Raw genomic sequence first — 18,014 nt, 5'->3', positions numbered from 1 at the left:
TTCCACTTTTCGGCCACCGATACATCGTCAACAGTCGTCTCGTGTGCGGTCCTTGGTCATTTCTGATTAGTGTTCTGTCATGTCCCCCTCGCCGGTCACCCGCTCAGCGCCCCGCCCGGCGGCCGGCTTCGGCACCGGCCGCGACGCGCTCCGAAGACGCCTCGGCGCCCCCGGCCGCAGCTGAACGCGCGGGCCCGGCGCCCGCGCGGTCGGTGGAACCGTCCCCCTTGATTTCCCGCGAGGACCCCATGACCGAACCGATATTGATCCTGCTCGCGCTGGCGGCGGGAGCCTGCGCCTCGCTGTGGTTCCTGCGCCGCGCCCGCGCCGAGAAACGGCGGGCCGATGAACTCCGGCAACAGCGCGAGCAGTTGGCCCAGCAGATCCGGGCCGCCGAGCAGTACGTGGCACATATCGCCCAGAGCGTCGTCCAGGCGGCCGCGTCCGAGGCGCAGAACGGCCGCCCCTACCAACCGGATTCGGCCATCCCGCCGCAGCTGGCCCACACCCAGCTCGCCAACGGGCTGACCGCTCTGGCGAACCAGGTCCGCTCCGCGATCACCATGACCGGCCGCCTCGCGCAGAACGCCGCCGAGGAACAGCTGACCCAGGTCTGGGCCGAGACGGAGCGTCAGGTCGCCCAGGCCCGTCAGGAGTCGGTGGACACGGCACGGGCGGCGGTACGCGCCTTCGCGTCCAGCACCGTGCACCGCGCGGCGAAGCTGAGCAGCACGATCAGTGCCGGGGTGCGGCGCCACGTGTCCGACGACGCGTACGCGACGCTCGTCGAGATGGACCACCTGGCGCAGCAGATGCTGCTCACCGCGTCCGGCTACGGCGTCCTGGCCGGTGACAAGCTGTCCCGGCGCTGGCCCGCCACCTCGCTGACCGATGTGGTCCGCACCGCCATGGGCCGGGTCGAGGGCTACCAGCGCGTCCAGCACACGGACCTGGAGTCCTTCGCGGTGCGCAGCCGGTCCGTGGAGGCGGTCGTCCACACCCTGGCGGTGCTCCTGGACAACGCCCTGCGCTACTCGCCGCCCAACGCCCTGGTGCACGTCTCCCTGGAGCACGGCGCGAACGCGGCGTTCCTCGTCGTGGACGACGCCGGTCTCCGGATGGAGGACGAGCGGCTGACCTGGGCCCGCGAGGTGATGTCCGGTGAGCAGCGGGACGACATCACGCGGCTGGGCGCCTACCCGCAGACGGGTCTGCGAGTGGCCTCGGTCCTGGCCGCCCAGTACGGCTTCCGCGTCGAGCTGACCGCGCCGAACCTCTACGGGGGCACCCGGGCGATCATCGTGCTGCCGCAGGAGCTCCTGACGACGCCGGGGCCGGCCCGGCCGGTGTCCGCGCAGTCGCTGCCCGCGGCCCGGAAGGCCACCGTCCCGCCGCCCCGCCGGCCGTCCTCGCTCCCGGAGGCCCCGCCCATGACCGGGTCCGCACCCGAGCCCGCCGCTCCCGCCCCGGCCGCCCACGCTCCCGCGCCCTCCCCCGCCGCTGCCGTCGAGCCCGCACCCGAGCCCGCACCCGCGGCCCCGCCCGCCGAGGAGCCCGCGTCCGGTCCGGCGCAGGCGACCACCGCCAGCGGGCTCACCGTCCGCCGGCGCGGGACGCGGCCCGCCGCCGGGGCGCGGCCCGGGCCCGAACCGGAGGTCGAGCCGGGCAGGCCCGCGGTGGCCGCCGCGTGGATGGCGGGCAGCCGCCGCAGCCGGGACAACCAGAACACCCCTCGTACGGACGAAGGACGTTGATCATGTCGGACACGCACGCGAACACCCTGGGCTGGCTCCTGGACGAGCAGCTCGGATCGGTGGAGGGCGTCCGGTACGCCGTGCTGATGAGCGGCGACGGGCTGCTGAAGGCGCGGACGCGCACCATCAGCCAGGAGGACGGCGAGAAGCTGGCCGCCCTGACCGCTTCGCTGCGCGCCTCGGGCCGCGCCTGGGACGAGTTCACCGGCGGGCAGGGCGTGCGCCAGCAGCTGATCGAGTCCGTGTCGACCATCGGGCTGACCACCGCGGCCGGGCACCACACGATGCTGTCCGTCGTCACCACGGGCCCGCACGCCGACGTCGGCCTGATCAGCCACCACATGGCCCTGCTGGTCGTCCGCCTGGGCGAGCAGCTGGGCACCAGGGAGCGCACCCCGGTGCTCCAGCCGGACGGGGGCCCCGCCGCATGAGCGGCCCACGGCACGATCCGGACATGGTCAGGCCCTACGTCCGTACGGGCGGCCGGGTCCGCCCCGACCGGGATGTACGCCTGGAGAGCGTGGTCGTCGCCGCGCCGGGCCCGGCCGGTGAGCTGGGGCCCGACGCGCGGCGGGTGATGAGCCTGTTCGCGGTGGGCCGGGGCGGTCTGGCCGTCGCCGACATCGCGGCCGCGCTCCAGCTGCCGCCCTCCACCGTCCGGATCATCGTGTCCTCCCTGATGGACAGCGGCCATCTGGCCAGCCCGGCCCCCGCCGCCGGTGACCAGCCCCGAAACGACCTCCTCCAGAAGGTGCTCGATGGACTCCGAGAACTGGTCTGACGCCTCGAACGGCGTCACGTACGTACCGGCGACGGTGACCCAGTCCGCCAAGATCGTGATCGCCGGTGGCTTCGGCGTCGGCAAGACGACCTTCATCGGCAGCGTCTCGGAGGTCCGGCCGCTGCGGATGGAGGAGCCGATCACCGAGGACAGCGTCGGCGTGGACGATCTGCGCGGGGTGCCGGACAAGACGACGACGACCGTGGGCATGGACTTCGGCCGCATCCACCTGGCCGGCGGCGCCCTCGCCCTCTATCTGTTCGGCCTGCCCGGCCAGGTGCGTTTCCAGCCTCTGTGGGAGGACCTGGCGCACGGCGCGCTCGGCTGCCTGGTGCTGGCCGACACCCGCGACCTGGACGCGAGCCACGAGGCGCTGGGGCTCCTGGAGGATCAGGGCATTCCGTACGCGGTCGCGATCAACGTGTTCCCGGACGCGCCCGGATACGGCCTCGACGAGATCCGCGAGGCCCTGGCGCTGGACCCGGAGACGCCCCTGACCACCTGTGACGCCCGGGACCGTACCTCCTGCGTGTACGCCCTGATCACGCTCACGGAACACCTCGCCGCACAACGATCGGCCCTCTCCCTGGAGCCCACGTCATGACGTCCCCCAGCATCACCCTGCCGTCGGCCCCGTCGGGCCGGGTCGCGCTGTACGACCCGGCGTACGCCGCCGACCCGCATGCCGCGTACGAGCAAATGCGGGCGGTGTACGGGCCGCTGGTGCCCGTCGAGCTGTCCCCGGGCATCCCCGCCACCCTGGTGATCGGCTACTTCCAGGCCCGGCGCATCCTGAACGACCCGCTGTACTTCCCGCACGACCCGCGCGTGTGGCAGGAGCAGGTGCCGGCCTCCTGTCCGGTGCGGCCGATGATGGAGTGGCGGCCCAACGCCCTGCGCAGCAGCGGCACCGCGCACGCCCGCTACCGGTCCGCCAACACCACCGCGATCGACGCCGTGGACCAGCACGAGCTGCGGGCCCGGGTCGAGAAGCTGGCCGAGGCCGCCATCGGGGACTTCATCACGGCGGGCCGGGCCGATGTGCTCACCCAGTACGCGTGGCCGATCGCCTTCCGGGTCCTGAGCTCCCTGCTCGGCTGCCCCGACGAGATCGGGGCCCGCATCGCCGACGGGATGTCCCGCATCTTCGAGGCCACGGACGCCCAGCGGGGCAACGAGATCCTGGGCCAGGCGGTCGCCGACCTCGTCGAACTGCGCCGCCGCCACCCCGCCGACGACATCACCTCCCGGCTGATCGGCCACGCGGCGCAGCTGACCGACGAGGAGATGAGCCACCAGCTGGTCACGCTGTACGGGGCGGGCATCGAGCCGCTGACCAATCTCATCGCCAACACCCAGCTGAAGATCCTCACCGACGAGGAGTTCTCCGCCGGGCTGCACGCCGGGCACTCCACCGTGCGGGACGCGCTCGACACCGTCCTGTACACCGACCCGCCGATGGCGAACTACTGCATCACCTACCCGCCCTATCCGGCGGACATCGACGGGGTGCTGCTCCCCGCCCACCAGCCGGTGCTGATCTCGATGGCCGGCTGCAACAACGACCCGGCGATCGCCGAGGCGTCCGGCGGCATCGCGGGCAACCGGGCCCATCTGGCGTGGAGCATCGGCCCGCACACCTGCCCGGCGCGCTCGCACGCGTACCTGATCGCGGAGACCGCGGTCACCTATCTGCTCGACGCCCTGCCCGAGATGGACCTCGCCGTCCCGGCCGCCGAACTGCGCTGGCGTCCGGGCCCGTTCCACCGCGCGCTGGAATCCCTCCCCATCGTCTTCCACGCCTCCCACTGAAGGAGACCCATGTCCGAGCAGCCGATCATCGTCCTCGACCCCGCGGGCACCGACCGCCACGCGGAGTACCGGGCGCTGCGCGAGCGCGGTTCCGCCACCCGCGTCGACGTCCTCGGGGTCACCGCGTGGTCCGTCAGCGACCCGGTCCTCCTGAAGGAGCTGCTGACCAGCTCCCAGGTCTCGAAGAACGCCCGGGCGCACTGGCCGGCGTTCGCCGAGACGGTGGCCACCTGGCCGCTCGCCCTGTGGGTGGCCGTGAACAACATGTTCACCGCGTACGGCGGCGACCACCGGCGGCTGCGCCGGATGATCGCCCCCGCGTTCAGCGCCCGCCGCATCCAGGACCTGCGCGTCTCGGTGGAGAAGGTCGTCTCCGAACTCCTCGACGGCCTCGCGGACCGGCCCGCCGGTGAACCGGTCGACCTGCGCCTGGAGCTCGCCTACCCGCTGCCGATCGCGGTGATCGGCCGTCTCATGGGCGTTCCCGAGGACCAGCTCGACGGCTTCCGCGCCAAGGTCGACGGCGTCTTCGACACCACCCTCACCGTCGAGGAGGCCACCGCCAACACGGCCGCCCTGTACGGGGCGCTCGACCAGCTGATCGCCGCCAAGCGGGCGCAGCCGGGCGACGACATGACCTCGCTCCTGCTCGCCACCCGCGACGAGGAGGGCGACGGCAGCCGCCTCAGCGACGAGGAGCTGCGCGACACGCTGCTCCTGATGATCTCCGCCGGTTACGACACCACGGTCAACGTCATCGACCAGGCGATCACCGCCCTGCTGACCCACCCGGAACAGCTCGCCCACCTCCGCGAGGGCCGCGCCGACTGGAACGACGTGGTCGAGGAGACGCTGCGCCACGAGCCCGCGGTCAAGCACATCCCGATGCGCTTCGCCGTCTCGGACATCCCCCTGCCGGACGGGCAGAAGATCGCGCAGGGCGAGGCGATCCTCGTCTCCTTCGCCCCCGCCAACCGCCACCCCGACTGGCACGGCGAGACGGCCGACGCGTTCGACGTGACCCGCGCCACCAAGGACCACCTGGCCTTCGGCCACGGCGTCCACTTCTGCCTCGGCGCCCCGCTCGCCCGCCTGGAGATCGCCACGGCCCTCCGTCAGCTCTTCGAGCGCTTCCCCGACGTCGGCCTCGCGGTCCCGGCCGAGGACCTGCTGCCGCTCCCGTCCCTGATCAGCAACGGCCACCAGGCCCTTCCGGTCCGCCTTCGCCCGACGGCGGGCTGACCGGCCGCCGGTGACGGCGGTGGCTGGTGTCGCACCAGGGGTACATCCGGCTGCGGCGGCAGGTGCAGACCGCGACGAGGAAGCGGTCGGAGGTGACGGTCGAGCCGTCCTCCCGGACGATCTCGACCGGCCCCTCGATCAGCACCGGGCCGCCCGGCTCGATGGTGAGGCGGCGGGGCTCACGGGCGTTCGGCACGGATGACCACCAGTTCCTCGGTGTCGTCGCGGGGGCCGAGCAGGCCCTGCGCCCGGAGCCACGGCAGGCGCGCGGTCATCACCGGCCCGAAGGGTACGGAGGACCGGCTCGTGACCGCGGCGCGCAGGCCGCTCGCGGTCAGCCGGTCCAGGGTCTCCTCCGCGCCGCACAGCGCGGAGTGGACGAGGAGCAGCACGCCGTTCGGGTGGAGGGCGTCGTGGGCGTGGGCGCAGATGCGGTCCAGGGCCTCCCGGCCCCAGAGCCCGGCGTCCCAGGCGACCTGGGGGCCGTGGGCGCGGGCCCGCCCCAGGGGTGCCGGGACGTACGGGGGGTTGCTCACGATCAGGTGGAAGCGCCGGCCGCCCACGGGGCCGGTGAGGTCGCCGCGCAGCACCCGGACGCGGTGTCCGGCGCGGGCGGCGTTCAGGCGGGTGGTCAGGACGGCCCGCCGCGAGATGTCGATCGCGGAGACCCGGGCCCCGCCGCGCGCCGCCAGCAGGGCCAGGGCGCCGCTGCCCGTGCAGACGTCGAGGACGTCCATCCCGGCGGCCGGGCCCTCGGCCTGGAGCGCCCGCGCCAGCAGGTGGGTGTCGGCCTGCGGGGCGTAGACCCCGGGCAGGGTCCACAGCCGGCCCAGGTCGACGGGCGGAGCGGCGGCAGTCGTCATCCGAATCCTCCGTGATCCTCCGCGAGGGGGAAGGCGGTCCTCGTTCTCACCGGCGCGGGCGCATCCCGTCCAGGGTGGCCGGGCCCGCCGCCCGCCGCGACCCGGGAGGCCGTCTCCCGGGGGCTCCCGGCGCGCACATCCGGCACCCCCGGGTGACCATGGCCGGGACAAGGGCCTGTCCGGCCCTCCGGCACCGCGAGGAGTCCCGTGACTGACCGGAAGCACCTGCTGCGCGGCCGTACGGCCGTGGTGACGGGCGGGGCGCGCGGCCTCGGCAAGGCCGTGGCGCGGGAGCTGGCCGCCCGGGGCGCCCGGGTGGCCCTGCTCGGCCTGGAGGAGGAAGCGCTCGCCGGAGTGGCCGGCACGCTCCCCGCGCCCTCCGGGCACTGGCACGTGGACGTCACGGACGACGCCGCGATGGCCCGCGTCGCCGACGAGGTGCGCCGTCGGCTGGGCCCCGCTTCGGTGGTCGTCGCCAACGCGGGCGTGGCCGAGGGCGGTCCGTTCGCGGACTCCGATCCGGCGAGCTGGCGACGTGTGGTCGAGGTCAACCTGATCGGCAGCGCGGCCACCGCCCGGGTGTTCCTGCCGCAGCTCCTGGACACCCGGGGGCACTACCTCCAGATCGCCTCGCTGGCGTCCATCGGGGCCGCGCCGATGATGAGCGCGTACTGCGCCTCCAAGGCGGGCGTGGAGGCGCTGTGCCACTCGCTGCGTTCGGAGCTGGCGCCGCACGGTGTCGGGGTGGGCATCGCGTATCTGAACTGGATCGACACCGACATGATCCGGGACGCCGACCAGTTCCCGGTGCTGCGCGAACTGCGCGCCCATATGCCTCCGCCGGCCCGGAAGACCTACCCGGCGCCCGAGGTGGCCCGGCGTCTGGTCGCCGCGATCGAGCGGCGGTCGCCCTCGGTGTACGTCCCCGGCTGGCTGCGGGGCGTCCAGGCCGTGCGGGCCGGGCTGCCGGGGGTGGTCGCGCTGGCGACCCGCAAGGAGCTGACGCGCTCGGAGTTCACGGCCACGGGCCTGCTGGGCGCGGGGGGCCGGGCGGCGGAGAACGCGTAGGGCGACGGGACTTTCCGGACGCGCCGGGCCCGTACGTCAGCGCCGCAGCCGCTTCCGCAGCGCCGCGCGTGCCGCGTTGGCGCCCGGCGCGCCGTGCACCCCGCCGCCCGGGTGCGCCGAGGCCGAGGCCAGGTACAGCCCCCTGACCGGGGTCTCGGGCCGTCCCGTCCCCGGGGTCGGGCGGAACACCAGCTGCTGGTGCGCCGCCGTCGTACCGCCGTTGATCGCGCCGCCGAGCAGGTTGGCGTCCATGGACTCGATGGTCGGGGGCGCCAGCAGGCGGCGGGCCAGGATGCGGGAGCGGAAGCCGGGGGCCCAGCGCTCCACCTCCTGCTCCATGCGGTCGGCCATGGCTTCCTGCTCGCCCCGGTCCCACCGCCCGGTCAGCCCGTCCTCGCCCGCGTCGCCCTTGATGCGGTGCGGGACGTGGGTGTAGGCCCAGGCGGCCTCGGTACCGGCCGGGGAGCGGGTGGCGTCGGCGGTGCTCATCTGGCCGAAGAGCAGGAAGGGGCGGTCCGGCACCTGCCCCATCGCGATCTGCGCCGCGAACCGGGTCAGGCCGTCGACGCCGTCCGCCAGGTGCACGGTGCCCGCCATGGTCGCCTCGCGGGCCGTCCAGGGCACCGGGCCGCTGAGCGCCCAGTCCACCTTGAACGTCGCGAAGTCCCACTGGAAGCGGCGCAGGTCGTCCAGGAGCCGGGCGGGCAGATGGTGGGCGCCGACCAGCCCGCCGTACAGCGCCGGGGCGGACACGTCGGCGAGCACGGCACGGGACGCGGGCACGGCCTCGCCCTTCGCGGTGCGTACGCCGACGGCGCGTCCGCCGCGCACGACGACCTCCGTGACCCGCTCACCGCAGCGGAGCACGCCGCCGTGCCGTTCGAGGCGCCGTACCAGGGCCGCCGTGAGCGCGCCCGCGCCGCCGACCGGCACGGGGAAGCCGTAGGTCTGGCCGAGCATGGACATCAGCCAGCCGAAGCCGCCGCTCCCGGCCGCCTCGGGGCCGAGGTCGGCGTGGAGCGCGCTGCCCGCGAGCAGCAGCCGGGCCGCCTCGCCGCCGAACCGCTCCTCGCCCAGGCGGCGTACGGGCAGCAGCAGGGTCCGTGCCAGACGGAGTCCCCCGGCGGCCCGGAGCCGGGCGGCGAGGCGGACGCCCGCGCGCACCGGCGGGAAGGGCGTGAAGAGGGCACCCAGCACCTCGCGGTGCACCCGGTCCCAGGTGGCGCACAGCTCCAGCCACGCCGCCCCGTCGCCCTCGGCGAACGCGTCGAGCCCCGCCGCCGTGTCCCGCGCCCCGTCCTCCAGCACCGCGCACCGCCCGTCCGGCAGCGGGTGCGCGAGCGGGCGGGGCGCACGCGACCAGCGCAGCCCCTCCTCGTGGAGGTCGAGCCCGTCGATGACCGGGGAGGCCGCCGCCAGCGGGTAGAACGCGCTGAACAGGTCGGAGACGTAATCGGGGTGCACCCCGCGGTCGCTGCGCACCGCCCCACCGGGCTCGGGCTGCGCCTCCAGGACCTCGACGCTCCACCCGGCGGCGGCGAGCAGATTCGCCGCGACGAGGCCGTTGGGGCCCGCGCCGATGACGACGGCGTCCGGCATCGGTGCCTCCAGGTGGGGTCGGCGGGAAGGGCTTCAGACCGCTTCGCGGGCGCCCTTCGGGGCCGCTTCGACGGTCTGTGCGAGACGGGCGAGGACGCTGCGGTGGCGGAGCTGGATCAACGCGTCGACGGCGGTGTTGTGGAGCTTGCCCGCCGGTCCGCGCAGGGGGTGTTCGTCCAGCGTCACCAGGGCGTTGTCGCCCCAGCGGCGTACTTCGATGGCGATCCGGGCGGTGCCGATCCGTCCGCTGTCGGCCTCCAGCTCCAGAATGTGCGGGGCCTCGCACCGCCGGACGATGGTCCGCCCCTGCACGGACCACCGGCCGATGCCCAGGACGTACGTGAGACTGGCGCCGACCTCCGGCCAGTTGCCCCGGCGGGGGCGCGAGTCGGCGGTCCCGACCACCCAGTCGCTGTAGCGGGCAGGGTCGGCGAGGACCCGCCAGACGTCCGCCACCGTGGCCTCGATCAGGCGGTGTCGTACGGCCATGGGAACTCCTCCTGTCGTGCCGCGCGCCGGGTGCTCAGGGGGTGACGATGGCGAAGTCCGGGTCCGGGGCGTCGAGATGGCCGAGGAGTTCGATCAGCCTCCCCGCGTCGCCGGTGACCTCGACGCCGGGGCGGGCCGCCAGGTCGCCGGGCTGCACCGCGCCCACCAGGACGTCCCGCAGATCGGCCTCGGTCAGCGCGAAGGTGACGTCGGGCTCGCCCACGGCCGGTCCGGTGCCCATGACATGGATGAGGACGCCGTTGCGCAGCCGCATCGTGAGGGGTTCGGCGCCCGCGATGTCCCAGCGGACGGTGATGTCGGCGTCCCAGGCGCGGGGGCCGTTGACCCGGATCGCGAGGGAGTCGACCAGCTGGTCGAGGGTGAGGGCGGCCAGGACGTCGGGCGAGGCGGTGGTGGTGGGGGTGCCGAGGCTGCCGTGGCGGAGCTCCTGGGCGCCCATCAGATAGACGCTGCGCCAGGTCCCGTTCTCGCTTCCGTAGCCGAGCTGTTCGAGCGCGTCGGCCTGGAGGGCGCGCGCCGACGCGTTGTCCGGGTCCGCGAACACCACGTGGTTGACGACCTCCACCACCCAGCGGTAGTCACCGTCCGCGAAGAACTGCCGGGCCCTGCGCAGGATCTCGTCCGCGCCGCCCATGAACTCGACGTAGCGCCGGGCCGCCTCGACCGGGGGGTGCTGCCAGAGGTGCGCCGGGTTGCCGTCGTACCAGCCCAGGTAACGCTGGTACACCGCCTTGGCGTTGTGGCTCACGGACCCGTAGTAGCCGTGCGTGTGCCAGACCCGCTCCAGGGCCGGCGGCATCACGATCTCCTCGGCGATCTCCGGGCCTGTGAGCCCCTGGTTGAGCATCCGCAGGACCTGGTCGTGGAGGTACGCGTACAGGTCGCGCTGCTCCGAGAGGAAGGCGATCACGCGCTCGCGGCCCCAGACCGGCCAGTGGTGCGAGGCGAAGGCCACGTCGGTCAGCTCGCCGAAGAGGCTGACCGACTCGGTGAGGTAGCGCGACCAGACGTGCGGGTCGCGGACCACGGCGCCGCGCAGGGTCAGCAGGTTGTGCAGGTTGTGCGTGGCGTTCTCCGCCATGCACAGGGCCGAGCGGTCCGGGAAGTGGATGTTCAGCTCGGCCGGGGCCTCGGTGCCGGGGGTGAGCTGGAAGACCATGCGGATGCCGTCGACGGTCTCCGTCTGGCCGGTGCGGGTGATGTCGAGGGTGGGCGGGATCAGCCCGGGCGCGCCCGTCGACACACTCTGCCCGAGGCCCGCGCCGATCTGGCCCCGGGGCCCCTTCGGGAGGGCGGCCCCGTACATGTAGGCGGCCCGTCGGCTCATCGCCGTACCCGCGTAGACGTTCTCGCTGACGGCGTGCTCCAGGAAGCCGTGCGGGGCGAGCACCGGGACTCCGGCCGCGACGTCCTCGTCGGTCAGCACGCCGCGTACGCCGCCGAAGTGGTCGACGTGGCTGTGGGTGTAGAGCACGCCCGTCACGGGCCGCTCGCCCCGGTGGGCGCGGTACAGCGCGAGTCCGGCGGCGGCCGTGGCGGCGCACACCAGGGGGTCGATGACGAGGACGCCCCGGTCGCCCTCCACGATCGTCATGTTGGACAGGTCGAAGCCGCGCACCTGGTAGATGCCCTCGGTGACCTCGAAGAGCCCGTGCTCGGAGCAGAGCCTGCTCTGCCGCCACAGGCTCGGGTTGGCGGTGTCCGGGCACTCCTGGTCGAGGAACCCGTAGGCTTCCAGGTCCCATACGGCGCTGCCCGTGGCGTCCCGGATCAGCGGGTCACCGGCCGTCCCCATGAACCCGCGGCGCGCGTCCTCCAGGTCCTGGGTGTCGCCGAAGGGGTAGTCGCGCCGGACCGCCTGGTTGGCCCGGGCGACGGCCTGCTCGGCGGGCTTGGCGTCGGTGTCCTGCGGCATGGCGGTCTCCCTCGCGACGGCGGCCGGTCCCGCGCGGGCCCGGGCACCGTCACCCTCACCCGGCGTACGGGGCCCCACAAGCGGGTGTAAGCCGTACGGGGAGGCGAACGGGGTAGGATATACCCCTAGGGGTATGACACCGTCACCGAGGCCCTGGATGTGGGAGGAACCGTGGAGCTGGACATGGCGGCCGACGAGCTGAAGTCGGTGCTCAACCGGCTGAAGCGGGCCCAGGGCCAGATCGCCGGGATCGTCAGGATGATCGAGGAGGGCCGGGACTGCGAGGACGTGATCACGCAGCTGGCGGCCGTCTCCCGCGCCCTGGACCGGGCCGGTTTCGCCATCATCGCGACCGGCCTCCAGCAGTGCATGACCGACGGGGACCGGCCCGCCCTGGACCGGGACCAGATGCGGGCCCGGCTGGAGAAGCTGTTCCTGTCCCTGGCCTGAGCGCCGTCAGGTCAGCGCGTCGGCCAGCATGAACGCGGCGACCGCGAGCAGCACCCAGGCGAACAGCCGCTGGAGCCCGCTCCCGGAGACCCGTGCGGCGAGCCGCTTGCCGTCCCAGGCGCCCAGGATCGCGGCACCGGCGAACGGGGCCGTCACCGCCCAGTCCACGCCCGCCGCGCCACCGGAGCGGGTGATGAGCGAGGTCAGCGAGTTGACGGTGATGACCAGCAGGCTCGTCCCGACGGCCGCCTGCATCTCGAACGCCAGGACCGTGACCAGGGCGGGGACGGCCAGAAAGCCGCCGCCCACACCCAGCAGCCCGGTCACCGCGCCGAGGCCCGCCCCCGCTCCCCCGGCCCGCAGCGGTCGCACCTCACCCGGCGCGCTCTGGGGCCCCGGGCGCAGCATCCGCACCGCCGCGAGGGCGGCGAGCGCGGCGAAGGCGGCCGTCAGGACCGCCTGCGGGAGCCGGGTCGCGGCGAGACCGGCCACCGCCGCCGGGACGACGCCCGCCGCGGCGAACGCGGCCCCGGCCTTCCAGCGCACGTGTCCGGCGCGGGCGTGGGCGTACAGGGCGGTCGCGGAGGTGGCGGTGACGATGAACAGGCTCGCGGTGGTCGCGGCGGCCGGGCTGAGGCCGAGCAGGTAGATCAGCGCGGGGATCGCCAGGACGCTGCCGCCGCCGCCCAGCGCGCCGAGCGCGAGACCGACCACGGCCCCGGCGGCCAGGGCGAGGATCAGCACGCTCACGCGGTCGAACCGCCCCGGCCGGCCTCCGGCTCGACCGTCAGCCCCGCCCGCCGCGCCCCGTCGAAGCCGTCGTCCACGGCGACGACCGCACGGCCCTCCGCGTCGAGCAGCGATGCGGCGATGGCCGCGCGCATCCCGCCCGCGCAGTGCACCCACACCTCGCCGTCCGGCAGCTCGCCGGAGCGCGCGTGCAGTTCGTGCACGGGTATGTGGACGGAGTCCCGTACGTATCCCTCGGCCCGCTCCGCGTCGCGGCGCACGTCGAGCACCACGATCCGGTCACCGCGCTCGCGGGCCCGCTTCAGGGCGGCGAAGTCGGTCCGGGGGAAGGAGCGGGGCTCGTCGCCCGCGCGCAGCCAGGTGTCAGGGCCGCCCGTGGCGGCGGCGGCCGGGCGGTCGATGCCGACCCGGACCAGCTCCCGCTGGGCGTCCGCGAGCTGTCCGGCGGTGGCGGCGAGCAGGGTCACCGGCTTGCCCCACGGGATCAGCCAGGCGAGGTACGTGGCGAGCTTGCCCTCGCCCTCGAAGTTGAAGGTCCCCGCCACGTGCCCCTCGGCGAACGCGGTACGGCTGCGGAGGTCCACGACCCACTCACCGGCGGCCAGGCGCTGCGCGATCTCCTCGGCGTCGGCGGTCCCCGGCGGGGTCAGGTCCACGGGGGCGGGTCCGCCCGCGTTGAGGGGCGCCATGTGCGCGTAGTACGCGGGGACATCGTCGAGACCGGCGAGCATCGCGGCCACGAAGGTGTCGACGTCCTGGGTCAGCGCGTCGTTGCCCGCCCGCTCGGCACCGATGGTCGTGGTGTCGCCCTCCGCCTGCGCGGACGAGCAGAAGGAGCCGAAGCCGTGGGTGGGCAGGACCCGGACGTCATCGGGGAGCTCCCCGGCCAGCCGGTGCGCGGAGGCGTGCTGGGCCCGGGCCAGCTGCTCGGTGAGCCGGGGCTCCACGAGGTCGGGGCGCCCGACCGTGCCGATGAGCAGCGAGCCCCCGGTGAACGCGGCGGTCTCCCGGCCGTTCTCGGCGAGCACGTACGAGGTGTGGTGCGGGGTGTGCCCGGGGGTGGCGAGGGCCCTCAGCTCAAGGCCCGCGTCCACGGTGAACCGGTCGCCGTCCGCGACGGGGACCCGCGCGAAGGAGACCCGGGCCGCGGCCGGGACCAGATACCGGGCGCCGGTCAGCCGGGCGAGCTCCGGGCCGCCGGTGACGTAGTCGTTGTGCACATGGGTCTCCGCCACGTACGCGATCCGCACGCCCCGCGCGGCGGCCGCCGCGAGGACCCGCTCCACGTCACGCGGAGGGTCCACGACGACGGCCGTCGCCCGCCCGCCCGCCAGATAGCTGCGGTTGCCCAGGCCCTCGGTCTCCAGGGTGTCCACGAAGAACACGGTCGACTCCCTCCATCACGGTCGGCTCATTACCCCGGGGGGTATCCGGCTTCCACCGTAACAGAGATACCCCCCAGGGTATTTTTCGGGCCGTGGGTGCCCCAGGGGTACGGGCACCGCCCCGCTCTACGCCTTGCGGGCGAGCAGGTGCACTTCCTGGAACTGGCGGCGGTCGTCCGGCCGGGGCTCGCGGACCATCCGGGCCGTCTCGGTCAGCCCCTGGGCGCGCAGCAGTCCGGCGAGGTGGTCGGGCGACCACCGGTAGGCCGTCGTGACGGCGTGGTCGAAGGCCTGCGTGGGACGGTCGGGGCCGTCGGTCGCGGAGAAGCCGATGAGGAGGTGGCCGCCGGGTGCGAGTACGCGGCTGAACTCGGCCAGGACCGGCGGGAGTTCCGCGGGCGGGGTGTGGATGACGGACCACCGCGAGAGCACGCCGTCCAGTGCGCCGTCGGCGAGGTCGAGGGCGCCCATCTCCCCTGCCTCGAAGCGGAGTCCGGGCCAGGCCCGGCGGGCGAGTGCGACCATCGCGGGTGAGGCGTCGACACCGAACGCGTCGAGCCCCAGCCCCGCGAGGTGACCGGTGACATGCCCGGGCCCGCACCCCAGGTCCGCCACCCGTCCGCCCGCACCGACGGACTCCGCGAAGGCGTCCAGCATCGCGCGGTCCAACGGGCTGTCGCGCAACGAGTCGCTGAACAGCTGCGCGTACAGCTCGGCGGCGTCGTCGTAGGCGGCACGGGTGACGGAGAGGGCTTCGTGTTCGACCATGGCGGCGAGGGTAGTGCCCCTACCTGACGGGGTCCGTCGCGAGTCGGGCGTGGGTCTCGACGTCATAGCGGACGCCGTCGTACGCCAGCTTCTGCCGCTGCACCCCTTCGGCCGCGAATCCGGAGGCGAGCGCCACCCGGCAGGAGGCGGGGTTGTTGGTACGGTGCCCCAACTCCAGCCGGAAGAGATCCAGTTCCGTGAAGCACCAGTCGGCGAGCGCCCGGCAGCCGAGGGTGGCCACTCCTCTGCCCCGCGCGACGGAACCGGTCCAGTAGGAGATCCAGCCGGTGGCATGCCGGTGGTCCAGGCTGCTCACGGCCACACCGCCGAGCGCGGTGCCGGACGCGTCCGCGACGGCGAAGCCGAACGCGGCCCCCAGGCCCCACTGGTCCTGCCGCCTGCGGATCCACAGCACGGCGTCGGACACCGAGCCGACGGGGGCGTCCGCCTGCCGTTCCATGCCCGGCTCGGCGAACGCCTCCTGTACGGCGGGGGCGTCGGTCGTCTCCCAGGGGCGCAGGACCAGCCCACCCGGCAACTCCATGCGTTCGTTCACCGCACGCATTATCCCGGCGGCGGGGCCCCTCCCTCAGGCGCAGTTCGCCAGGGCGATCGAGAGGACGGTGCAGGCGGCGCCCGCCGTGTCGTTGGCCGGGTCGGGATCGTCGGGGGTCGACGCGGTGCGGGTGGCGGTGGCGTTGACCGGGCCGAAGTCGAGGAGCCCGAGGGGAAGCCGGAACGTGGATACGGCGTCGGCGCCCGCGGCGATGCTCGCGTAGGCGCAGGTGAGCTTGCCGGGGGCGGAGGTGCAGCCGGGGGAAACGTTCGTGGCCGTCTTCCCGGCGGGGAGCGTCGCGGTCACGGTGACGGCGGTGGCGTCGTCGGGGCCGTTGTTGTGGGTGCCGAGGGTGTACGAGAGGTAGGGCACCAGGATGCCGACGCGCGGCTGCGCGCTCAGCTGCACGTCCAGGTCCGCCTCGCGCGGCGTGTTGGTGACGGTGATGGTGGGGCCGTCCGCGGTGGCCTCGCCGCCGTTGGCGTAGAGCTGGTAACGCAGGACGAACGTGCCCGCCGGGGTCTCCGGGTCGACGCGCAGCGTGATCGAGCCGCCGAACGACTGGCCGCCTGCCAGATCACCGAGCGGCACCCGGGGGCCGAACTCCGCCACCTCGGTGCAGGGGGCCGTGTTGCCGGTGCACGACTCGATGCTGGTGAACGCGTCCAGCGAACCGAGGTCGGTGGAACCGGCGTAGAAGTTCTCACCGGCGCCGGTCCTGGGGGTGTCCGCGGTGCCGGTGAAGTCGATGGTGAAGGTCTCACCGGCGGCCACCGTGGTGGACGAGACGCTGACGGAGGAGACCGCGTGCGCCGGGGAGACCAGGAACTGCACGCCCGCCACGGCGAGCAGGAACGCCAGACACAGGGTCCGGACGCGGGCGGGTCCGCGCGGACGCCGGTACGGGATCGAGGGGGAGGCCGGTCGCTTCATCGGCAGTGCTCCGTTCCGGAGCGGCGCCCATACGGGAACCCCTCCCGCTTCTCCCGCCCCGTCGCCTCCTCAACGACCGGCTCACCGCGCAGGGCACGGTCCGGGGACCGGCCTTCAGGACTCGCTGTCCAGCAGCGCCATCAGGGGCGCCGCGTACCGCGTGCCCGCCACCGCGCCCGCCGGGACTGCCGCGTCGATCGCGGCCATGTCGGCCTCGGTCAGGGTGACTTCGGCCGCCGCCAGGGCCTCCGTGACGCGGTGCGGGCGGCGGGCGCCCAGGACGGCGACGATGTCACCGGTGTCGCCGCCGCGCGCGATGACCCAGGCGGTGGCGAGCTGCGCGACGGTGATGCCGTGCGCGTCGGCGAGCGGGCGCAAGCGGTCGGTCAGGGCGAGGTTGGCGGTCAGGTTGTCGGGGTGGAAGCGGGGCAGCCACCCGGCGCGGCGGTCTCCCCCGGCGGGCTGCCGGTAGGTGCCGGTGAGCAGCCCGTGGGCGAGGACGCCGTAGGCGGTGACGCCGATGCCCAGCTCGCGGCAGGTGTCCAGGATGCCGCTGATTTCCGGGCCCCGGCTGAAGAGCGAGTACTCGATCTGCACGTCGTGGACGGGGTGCACGGCGTGGGCGCGGCGGATGGTCTCCGCACCCACCTCGGAGAGCCCGACGTGGCGTACGTGACCGGCCTCGATCATCTCCGCGATGGCGCCGACGGTCTCCTCGACCGGGGTGCCGGGGTCGAGGCGGGAGGGGCGGTAGATGTCGACGTGATCGGTGCCGAGGCGGCGCAGCGAGTAGGCGAGCGCGTTCTTCACGTGGGCGGGCCGGCCCTCGATGCCGACGAAGGCCCCGTCCGGGTCGCGCAGTCCGCCGAACTTGACGCTGAGCACCGCCTCGTCCCGCCTGCCGCCGCGCAGCGCCCGGCCGATGAGGTCCTCGTTGTGGCCCATGCCGTAGAAGTCGGCGGTGTCGATGAGGGTGATCCCGGCGTCGAGCGCCGCGTGGATCGTGGCGACGGCGTCGGCCTCGTCGGCGGGTCCGGTGTGGTCGGACATGCCGGCGCAGCCCAGGGCGACCGGGGCGATCTGCGGGCCGCCGTGTCCGAGGGTGCGAGTGCGCATGGGGATCCTTGCGTGGGGAGTGCGGGGGCGGCGGAAGCCGACCCTGCTAGCGTTGACATCTCAACACTAGGAACGGGTGCGTTGATATGTCAACACCAGGCGGCGCGGTCTTGGGCCCCGTGGACCTCTGGTCCGCCTTCAAGCGGGCCCACGAGGTGGTCAGGGCGCGCGTGATCGCCGACACCGCCGACGCGGCGGGCCTGTCCGAGCCCGACCTGACGATCCTGGTCAGCCTGAGCAAGGCGGACGGTTCGCTGCGCCAGAGCGAGCTGGCCGCCTCCCTCGGCTGGGACCGCACCCGCATCTCGCACCAGCTCACCCGCATGAGCAAGCGCGACCTCATCGCCCGCGAACGGTCCGGCGGCGCCACCGTCGTCACCCTCACCGAGGCGGGCCGCCGTACCGTCGCCGCCGTGCACCCCGGTCTGGAGGCGGCCGTACGCCGTCACTTCACCGACAAGCTCACCGCTCAGGAGACCGAGACGCTGGCCGCGCTCCTCCGACGGCTCTGA

At 74.1% G+C, this 18,014-nt stretch carries 20 protein-coding genes; 9 read left to right on the top strand and 11 right to left on the bottom strand.

Translation table 11 applies throughout. The features are described 5' to 3' along the window. Window positions 1-248 precede the first annotated feature (248 nt). The 6 genes from AMK18_RS00880 to AMK18_RS00855 are packed head-to-tail and all read left to right on the top strand — an operon-like array spanning window position 249 to window position 5,589. Window positions 249-1,754 (top strand): ATP-binding protein, encoded by a 1,506-nt coding sequence (locus AMK18_RS00880; protein ID WP_073861257.1) that lies wholly within the window; start codon window positions 249-251, stop codon window positions 1,752-1,754. A 2-nt stretch (window positions 1,755-1,756) separates the two neighbouring features. Further along, window positions 1,757-2,185 carry a roadblock/LC7 domain-containing protein gene (locus AMK18_RS00875; RefSeq protein WP_018105448.1) on the top strand — a complete coding sequence of 143 codons (429 nt, stop codon included), beginning with the start codon at window positions 1,757-1,759 and terminating at the stop codon, window positions 2,183-2,185. 23 nt (window positions 2,186-2,208) lie between these two features. After that, window positions 2,209-2,535, top strand: a complete 327-nt coding sequence (locus AMK18_RS00870) for a DUF742 domain-containing protein (protein WP_018105447.1) — start codon at window positions 2,209-2,211, stop codon at window positions 2,533-2,535. Further along, window positions 2,513-3,139, top strand: a complete 627-nt coding sequence (locus tag AMK18_RS00865; RefSeq protein WP_018105446.1) for a GTP-binding protein — start codon at window positions 2,513-2,515, stop codon at window positions 3,137-3,139. Before AMK18_RS00870 ends, AMK18_RS00865 begins: the two co-directional genes overlap by 23 nt. Continuing rightward, window positions 3,136-4,347 (top strand): cytochrome P450, encoded by a 1,212-nt coding sequence (locus tag AMK18_RS00860; protein WP_018105445.1) that lies wholly within the window; start codon window positions 3,136-3,138, stop codon window positions 4,345-4,347. The genes AMK18_RS00865 and AMK18_RS00860 overlap by 4 nt, the downstream gene beginning before the upstream one ends. 9 nt (window positions 4,348-4,356) lie before the next feature. Further along, window positions 4,357-5,589 (top strand): cytochrome P450 family protein, encoded by a 1,233-nt coding sequence (locus tag AMK18_RS00855; RefSeq protein WP_073861256.1) that lies wholly within the window; start codon window positions 4,357-4,359, stop codon window positions 5,587-5,589. Here AMK18_RS00855 and AMK18_RS00850 read toward each other — a convergent pair. Both AMK18_RS00850 and AMK18_RS00845 read right to left on the bottom strand, forming a co-directional pair. Continuing rightward, complete coding sequence (locus AMK18_RS00850; RefSeq protein WP_026171834.1) at window positions 5,537-5,785, bottom strand: CDGSH iron-sulfur domain-containing protein; 249 nt, start codon at window positions 5,783-5,785, stop codon at window positions 5,537-5,539. The two genes, AMK18_RS00855 and AMK18_RS00850, sit on opposite strands and share 53 nt — an antisense overlap. After that, window positions 5,769-6,452: a HemK2/MTQ2 family protein methyltransferase gene (locus tag AMK18_RS00845; protein ID WP_073861255.1), complete on the bottom strand. Its 684-nt coding sequence runs from the start codon at window positions 6,450-6,452 to the stop codon at window positions 5,769-5,771. The genes AMK18_RS00850 and AMK18_RS00845 overlap by 17 nt, the downstream gene beginning before the upstream one ends. 207 nt (window positions 6,453-6,659) lie before the next feature. Between AMK18_RS00845 and AMK18_RS00840 the strand changes: the two genes are divergently transcribed. Further along, on the top strand, window positions 6,660-7,520 hold the full coding sequence (locus tag AMK18_RS00840; protein ID WP_073861254.1) for an SDR family oxidoreductase: 861 nt from the start codon (window positions 6,660-6,662) through the stop codon (window positions 7,518-7,520). Window positions 7,521-7,556: 36 nt separating this feature from the next. Here the strand turns inward: AMK18_RS00840 and AMK18_RS00835 are convergent, their stop codons facing one another. From AMK18_RS00835 to AMK18_RS00825, 3 genes are read right to left on the bottom strand one after another with little or no spacing between them, the layout of a single operon-like run. Continuing rightward, window positions 7,557-9,119, bottom strand: a complete 1,563-nt coding sequence (locus AMK18_RS00835; RefSeq protein ID WP_073861253.1) for a phytoene desaturase family protein — start codon at window positions 9,117-9,119, stop codon at window positions 7,557-7,559. A 33-nt stretch (window positions 9,120-9,152) separates the two neighbouring features. Next, complete coding sequence (locus AMK18_RS00830; RefSeq protein ID WP_018105440.1) at window positions 9,153-9,608, bottom strand: SRPBCC family protein; 456 nt, start codon at window positions 9,606-9,608, stop codon at window positions 9,153-9,155. A gap of 34 nt (window positions 9,609-9,642) precedes the next feature. After that, a complete protein-coding gene (locus AMK18_RS00825) occupies window positions 9,643-11,544 on the bottom strand; it encodes an alkyl/aryl-sulfatase (RefSeq protein WP_073861252.1) in 1,902 nt (633 codons plus the stop codon). Window positions 11,545-11,715: 171 nt separating this feature from the next. On the opposite strand from AMK18_RS00825, the gene AMK18_RS00820 reads away from it, so the two are divergent. Further along, window positions 11,716-11,994 (top strand): metal-sensitive transcriptional regulator, encoded by a 279-nt coding sequence (locus tag AMK18_RS00820; RefSeq protein ID WP_018105438.1) that lies wholly within the window; start codon window positions 11,716-11,718, stop codon window positions 11,992-11,994. 6 nt (window positions 11,995-12,000) lie between these two features. Here AMK18_RS00820 and AMK18_RS00815 read toward each other — a convergent pair whose 3' ends face one another. From AMK18_RS00815 to AMK18_RS00790, 6 genes are all read right to left on the bottom strand, one after another. Beyond that, window positions 12,001-12,744 (bottom strand): sulfite exporter TauE/SafE family protein, encoded by a 744-nt coding sequence (locus tag AMK18_RS00815; RefSeq protein ID WP_073861251.1) that lies wholly within the window; start codon window positions 12,742-12,744, stop codon window positions 12,001-12,003. Continuing rightward, entirely contained in the window at window positions 12,741-14,129 is a 1,389-nt protein-coding gene (locus AMK18_RS00810; protein ID WP_073861250.1) for an MBL fold metallo-hydrolase, read from the bottom strand. The genes AMK18_RS00815 and AMK18_RS00810 overlap by 4 nt, the downstream gene beginning before the upstream one ends. A gap of 126 nt (window positions 14,130-14,255) precedes the next feature. Then, window positions 14,256-14,897 (bottom strand): class I SAM-dependent DNA methyltransferase, encoded by a 642-nt coding sequence (locus AMK18_RS00805; RefSeq protein ID WP_073861249.1) that lies wholly within the window; start codon window positions 14,895-14,897, stop codon window positions 14,256-14,258. 19 nt (window positions 14,898-14,916) lie between these two features. Further along, complete coding sequence (locus AMK18_RS00800; RefSeq protein WP_073861248.1) at window positions 14,917-15,462, bottom strand: GNAT family N-acetyltransferase; 546 nt, start codon at window positions 15,460-15,462, stop codon at window positions 14,917-14,919. 24 nt (window positions 15,463-15,486) lie between these two features. Beyond that, window positions 15,487-16,386 (bottom strand): DUF11 domain-containing protein, encoded by a 900-nt coding sequence (locus tag AMK18_RS00795; protein ID WP_073861247.1) that lies wholly within the window; start codon window positions 16,384-16,386, stop codon window positions 15,487-15,489. 114 nt (window positions 16,387-16,500) lie between these two features. Continuing rightward, window positions 16,501-17,502, bottom strand: coding sequence for an aldo/keto reductase (locus AMK18_RS00790; protein ID WP_073861246.1), 1,002 nt, complete (start codon window positions 17,500-17,502; stop codon window positions 16,501-16,503). An 86-nt stretch (window positions 17,503-17,588) separates the two neighbouring features. On the opposite strand from AMK18_RS00790, the gene AMK18_RS00785 reads away from it, so the two are divergent. Beyond that, entirely contained in the window at window positions 17,589-18,014 is a 426-nt protein-coding gene (locus tag AMK18_RS00785) for a MarR family winged helix-turn-helix transcriptional regulator (protein ID WP_241836410.1), read from the top strand.

Origin of the sequence: Streptomyces sp. CB01249, from assembly GCF_001905735.1 — a bacterium.
Classification (GTDB): domain Bacteria; phylum Actinomycetota; class Actinomycetes; order Streptomycetales; family Streptomycetaceae; genus Streptomyces.
The sequence above is the reverse complement of the archived record's forward strand: the minus strand, read 5'-3'. Positions and strand labels throughout refer to the sequence as shown.

Excerpts from the sequence above, each read along its gene's own strand:
- AMK18_RS00880 (WP_073861257.1), top strand. The coding sequence starts at position 249 with ATGACCGAACCGATATTGATCCTGCTCGCGCTGGCGGCGGGAGCCTGC.
- AMK18_RS00875 (WP_018105448.1), top strand. The coding sequence starts at position 1,757 with ATGTCGGACACGCACGCGAACACCCTGGGCTGGCTCCTGGACGAGCAG.
- AMK18_RS00870 (WP_018105447.1), top strand. The coding sequence starts at position 2,209 with ATGGTCAGGCCCTACGTCCGTACGGGCGGCCGGGTCCGCCCCGACCGG.
- AMK18_RS00865 (WP_018105446.1), top strand. The coding sequence starts at position 2,513 with ATGGACTCCGAGAACTGGTCTGACGCCTCGAACGGCGTCACGTACGTA.
- AMK18_RS00860 (WP_018105445.1), top strand. The coding sequence starts at position 3,136 with ATGACGTCCCCCAGCATCACCCTGCCGTCGGCCCCGTCGGGCCGGGTC.
- AMK18_RS00855 (WP_073861256.1), top strand. The coding sequence starts at position 4,357 with ATGTCCGAGCAGCCGATCATCGTCCTCGACCCCGCGGGCACCGACCGC.
- AMK18_RS00845 (WP_073861255.1), bottom strand. The coding sequence starts at position 6,452 with ATGACGACTGCCGCCGCTCCGCCCGTCGACCTGGGCCGGCTGTGGACC.
- AMK18_RS00835 (WP_073861253.1), bottom strand. The coding sequence starts at position 9,119 with ATGCCGGACGCCGTCGTCATCGGCGCGGGCCCCAACGGCCTCGTCGCG.
- AMK18_RS00830 (WP_018105440.1), bottom strand. The coding sequence starts at position 9,608 with ATGGCCGTACGACACCGCCTGATCGAGGCCACGGTGGCGGACGTCTGG.
- AMK18_RS00825 (WP_073861252.1), bottom strand. The coding sequence starts at position 11,544 with ATGCCGCAGGACACCGACGCCAAGCCCGCCGAGCAGGCCGTCGCCCGG.
- AMK18_RS00805 (WP_073861249.1), bottom strand. The coding sequence starts at position 14,897 with ATGGTCGAACACGAAGCCCTCTCCGTCACCCGTGCCGCCTACGACGAC.
- AMK18_RS00800 (WP_073861248.1), bottom strand. The coding sequence starts at position 15,462 with ATGCGTGCGGTGAACGAACGCATGGAGTTGCCGGGTGGGCTGGTCCTG.
- AMK18_RS00795 (WP_073861247.1), bottom strand. The coding sequence starts at position 16,386 with ATGAAGCGACCGGCCTCCCCCTCGATCCCGTACCGGCGTCCGCGCGGA.
- AMK18_RS00790 (WP_073861246.1), bottom strand. The coding sequence starts at position 17,502 with ATGCGCACTCGCACCCTCGGACACGGCGGCCCGCAGATCGCCCCGGTC.
- AMK18_RS00785 (WP_241836410.1), top strand. The coding sequence starts at position 17,589 with ATGTCAACACCAGGCGGCGCGGTCTTGGGCCCCGTGGACCTCTGGTCC.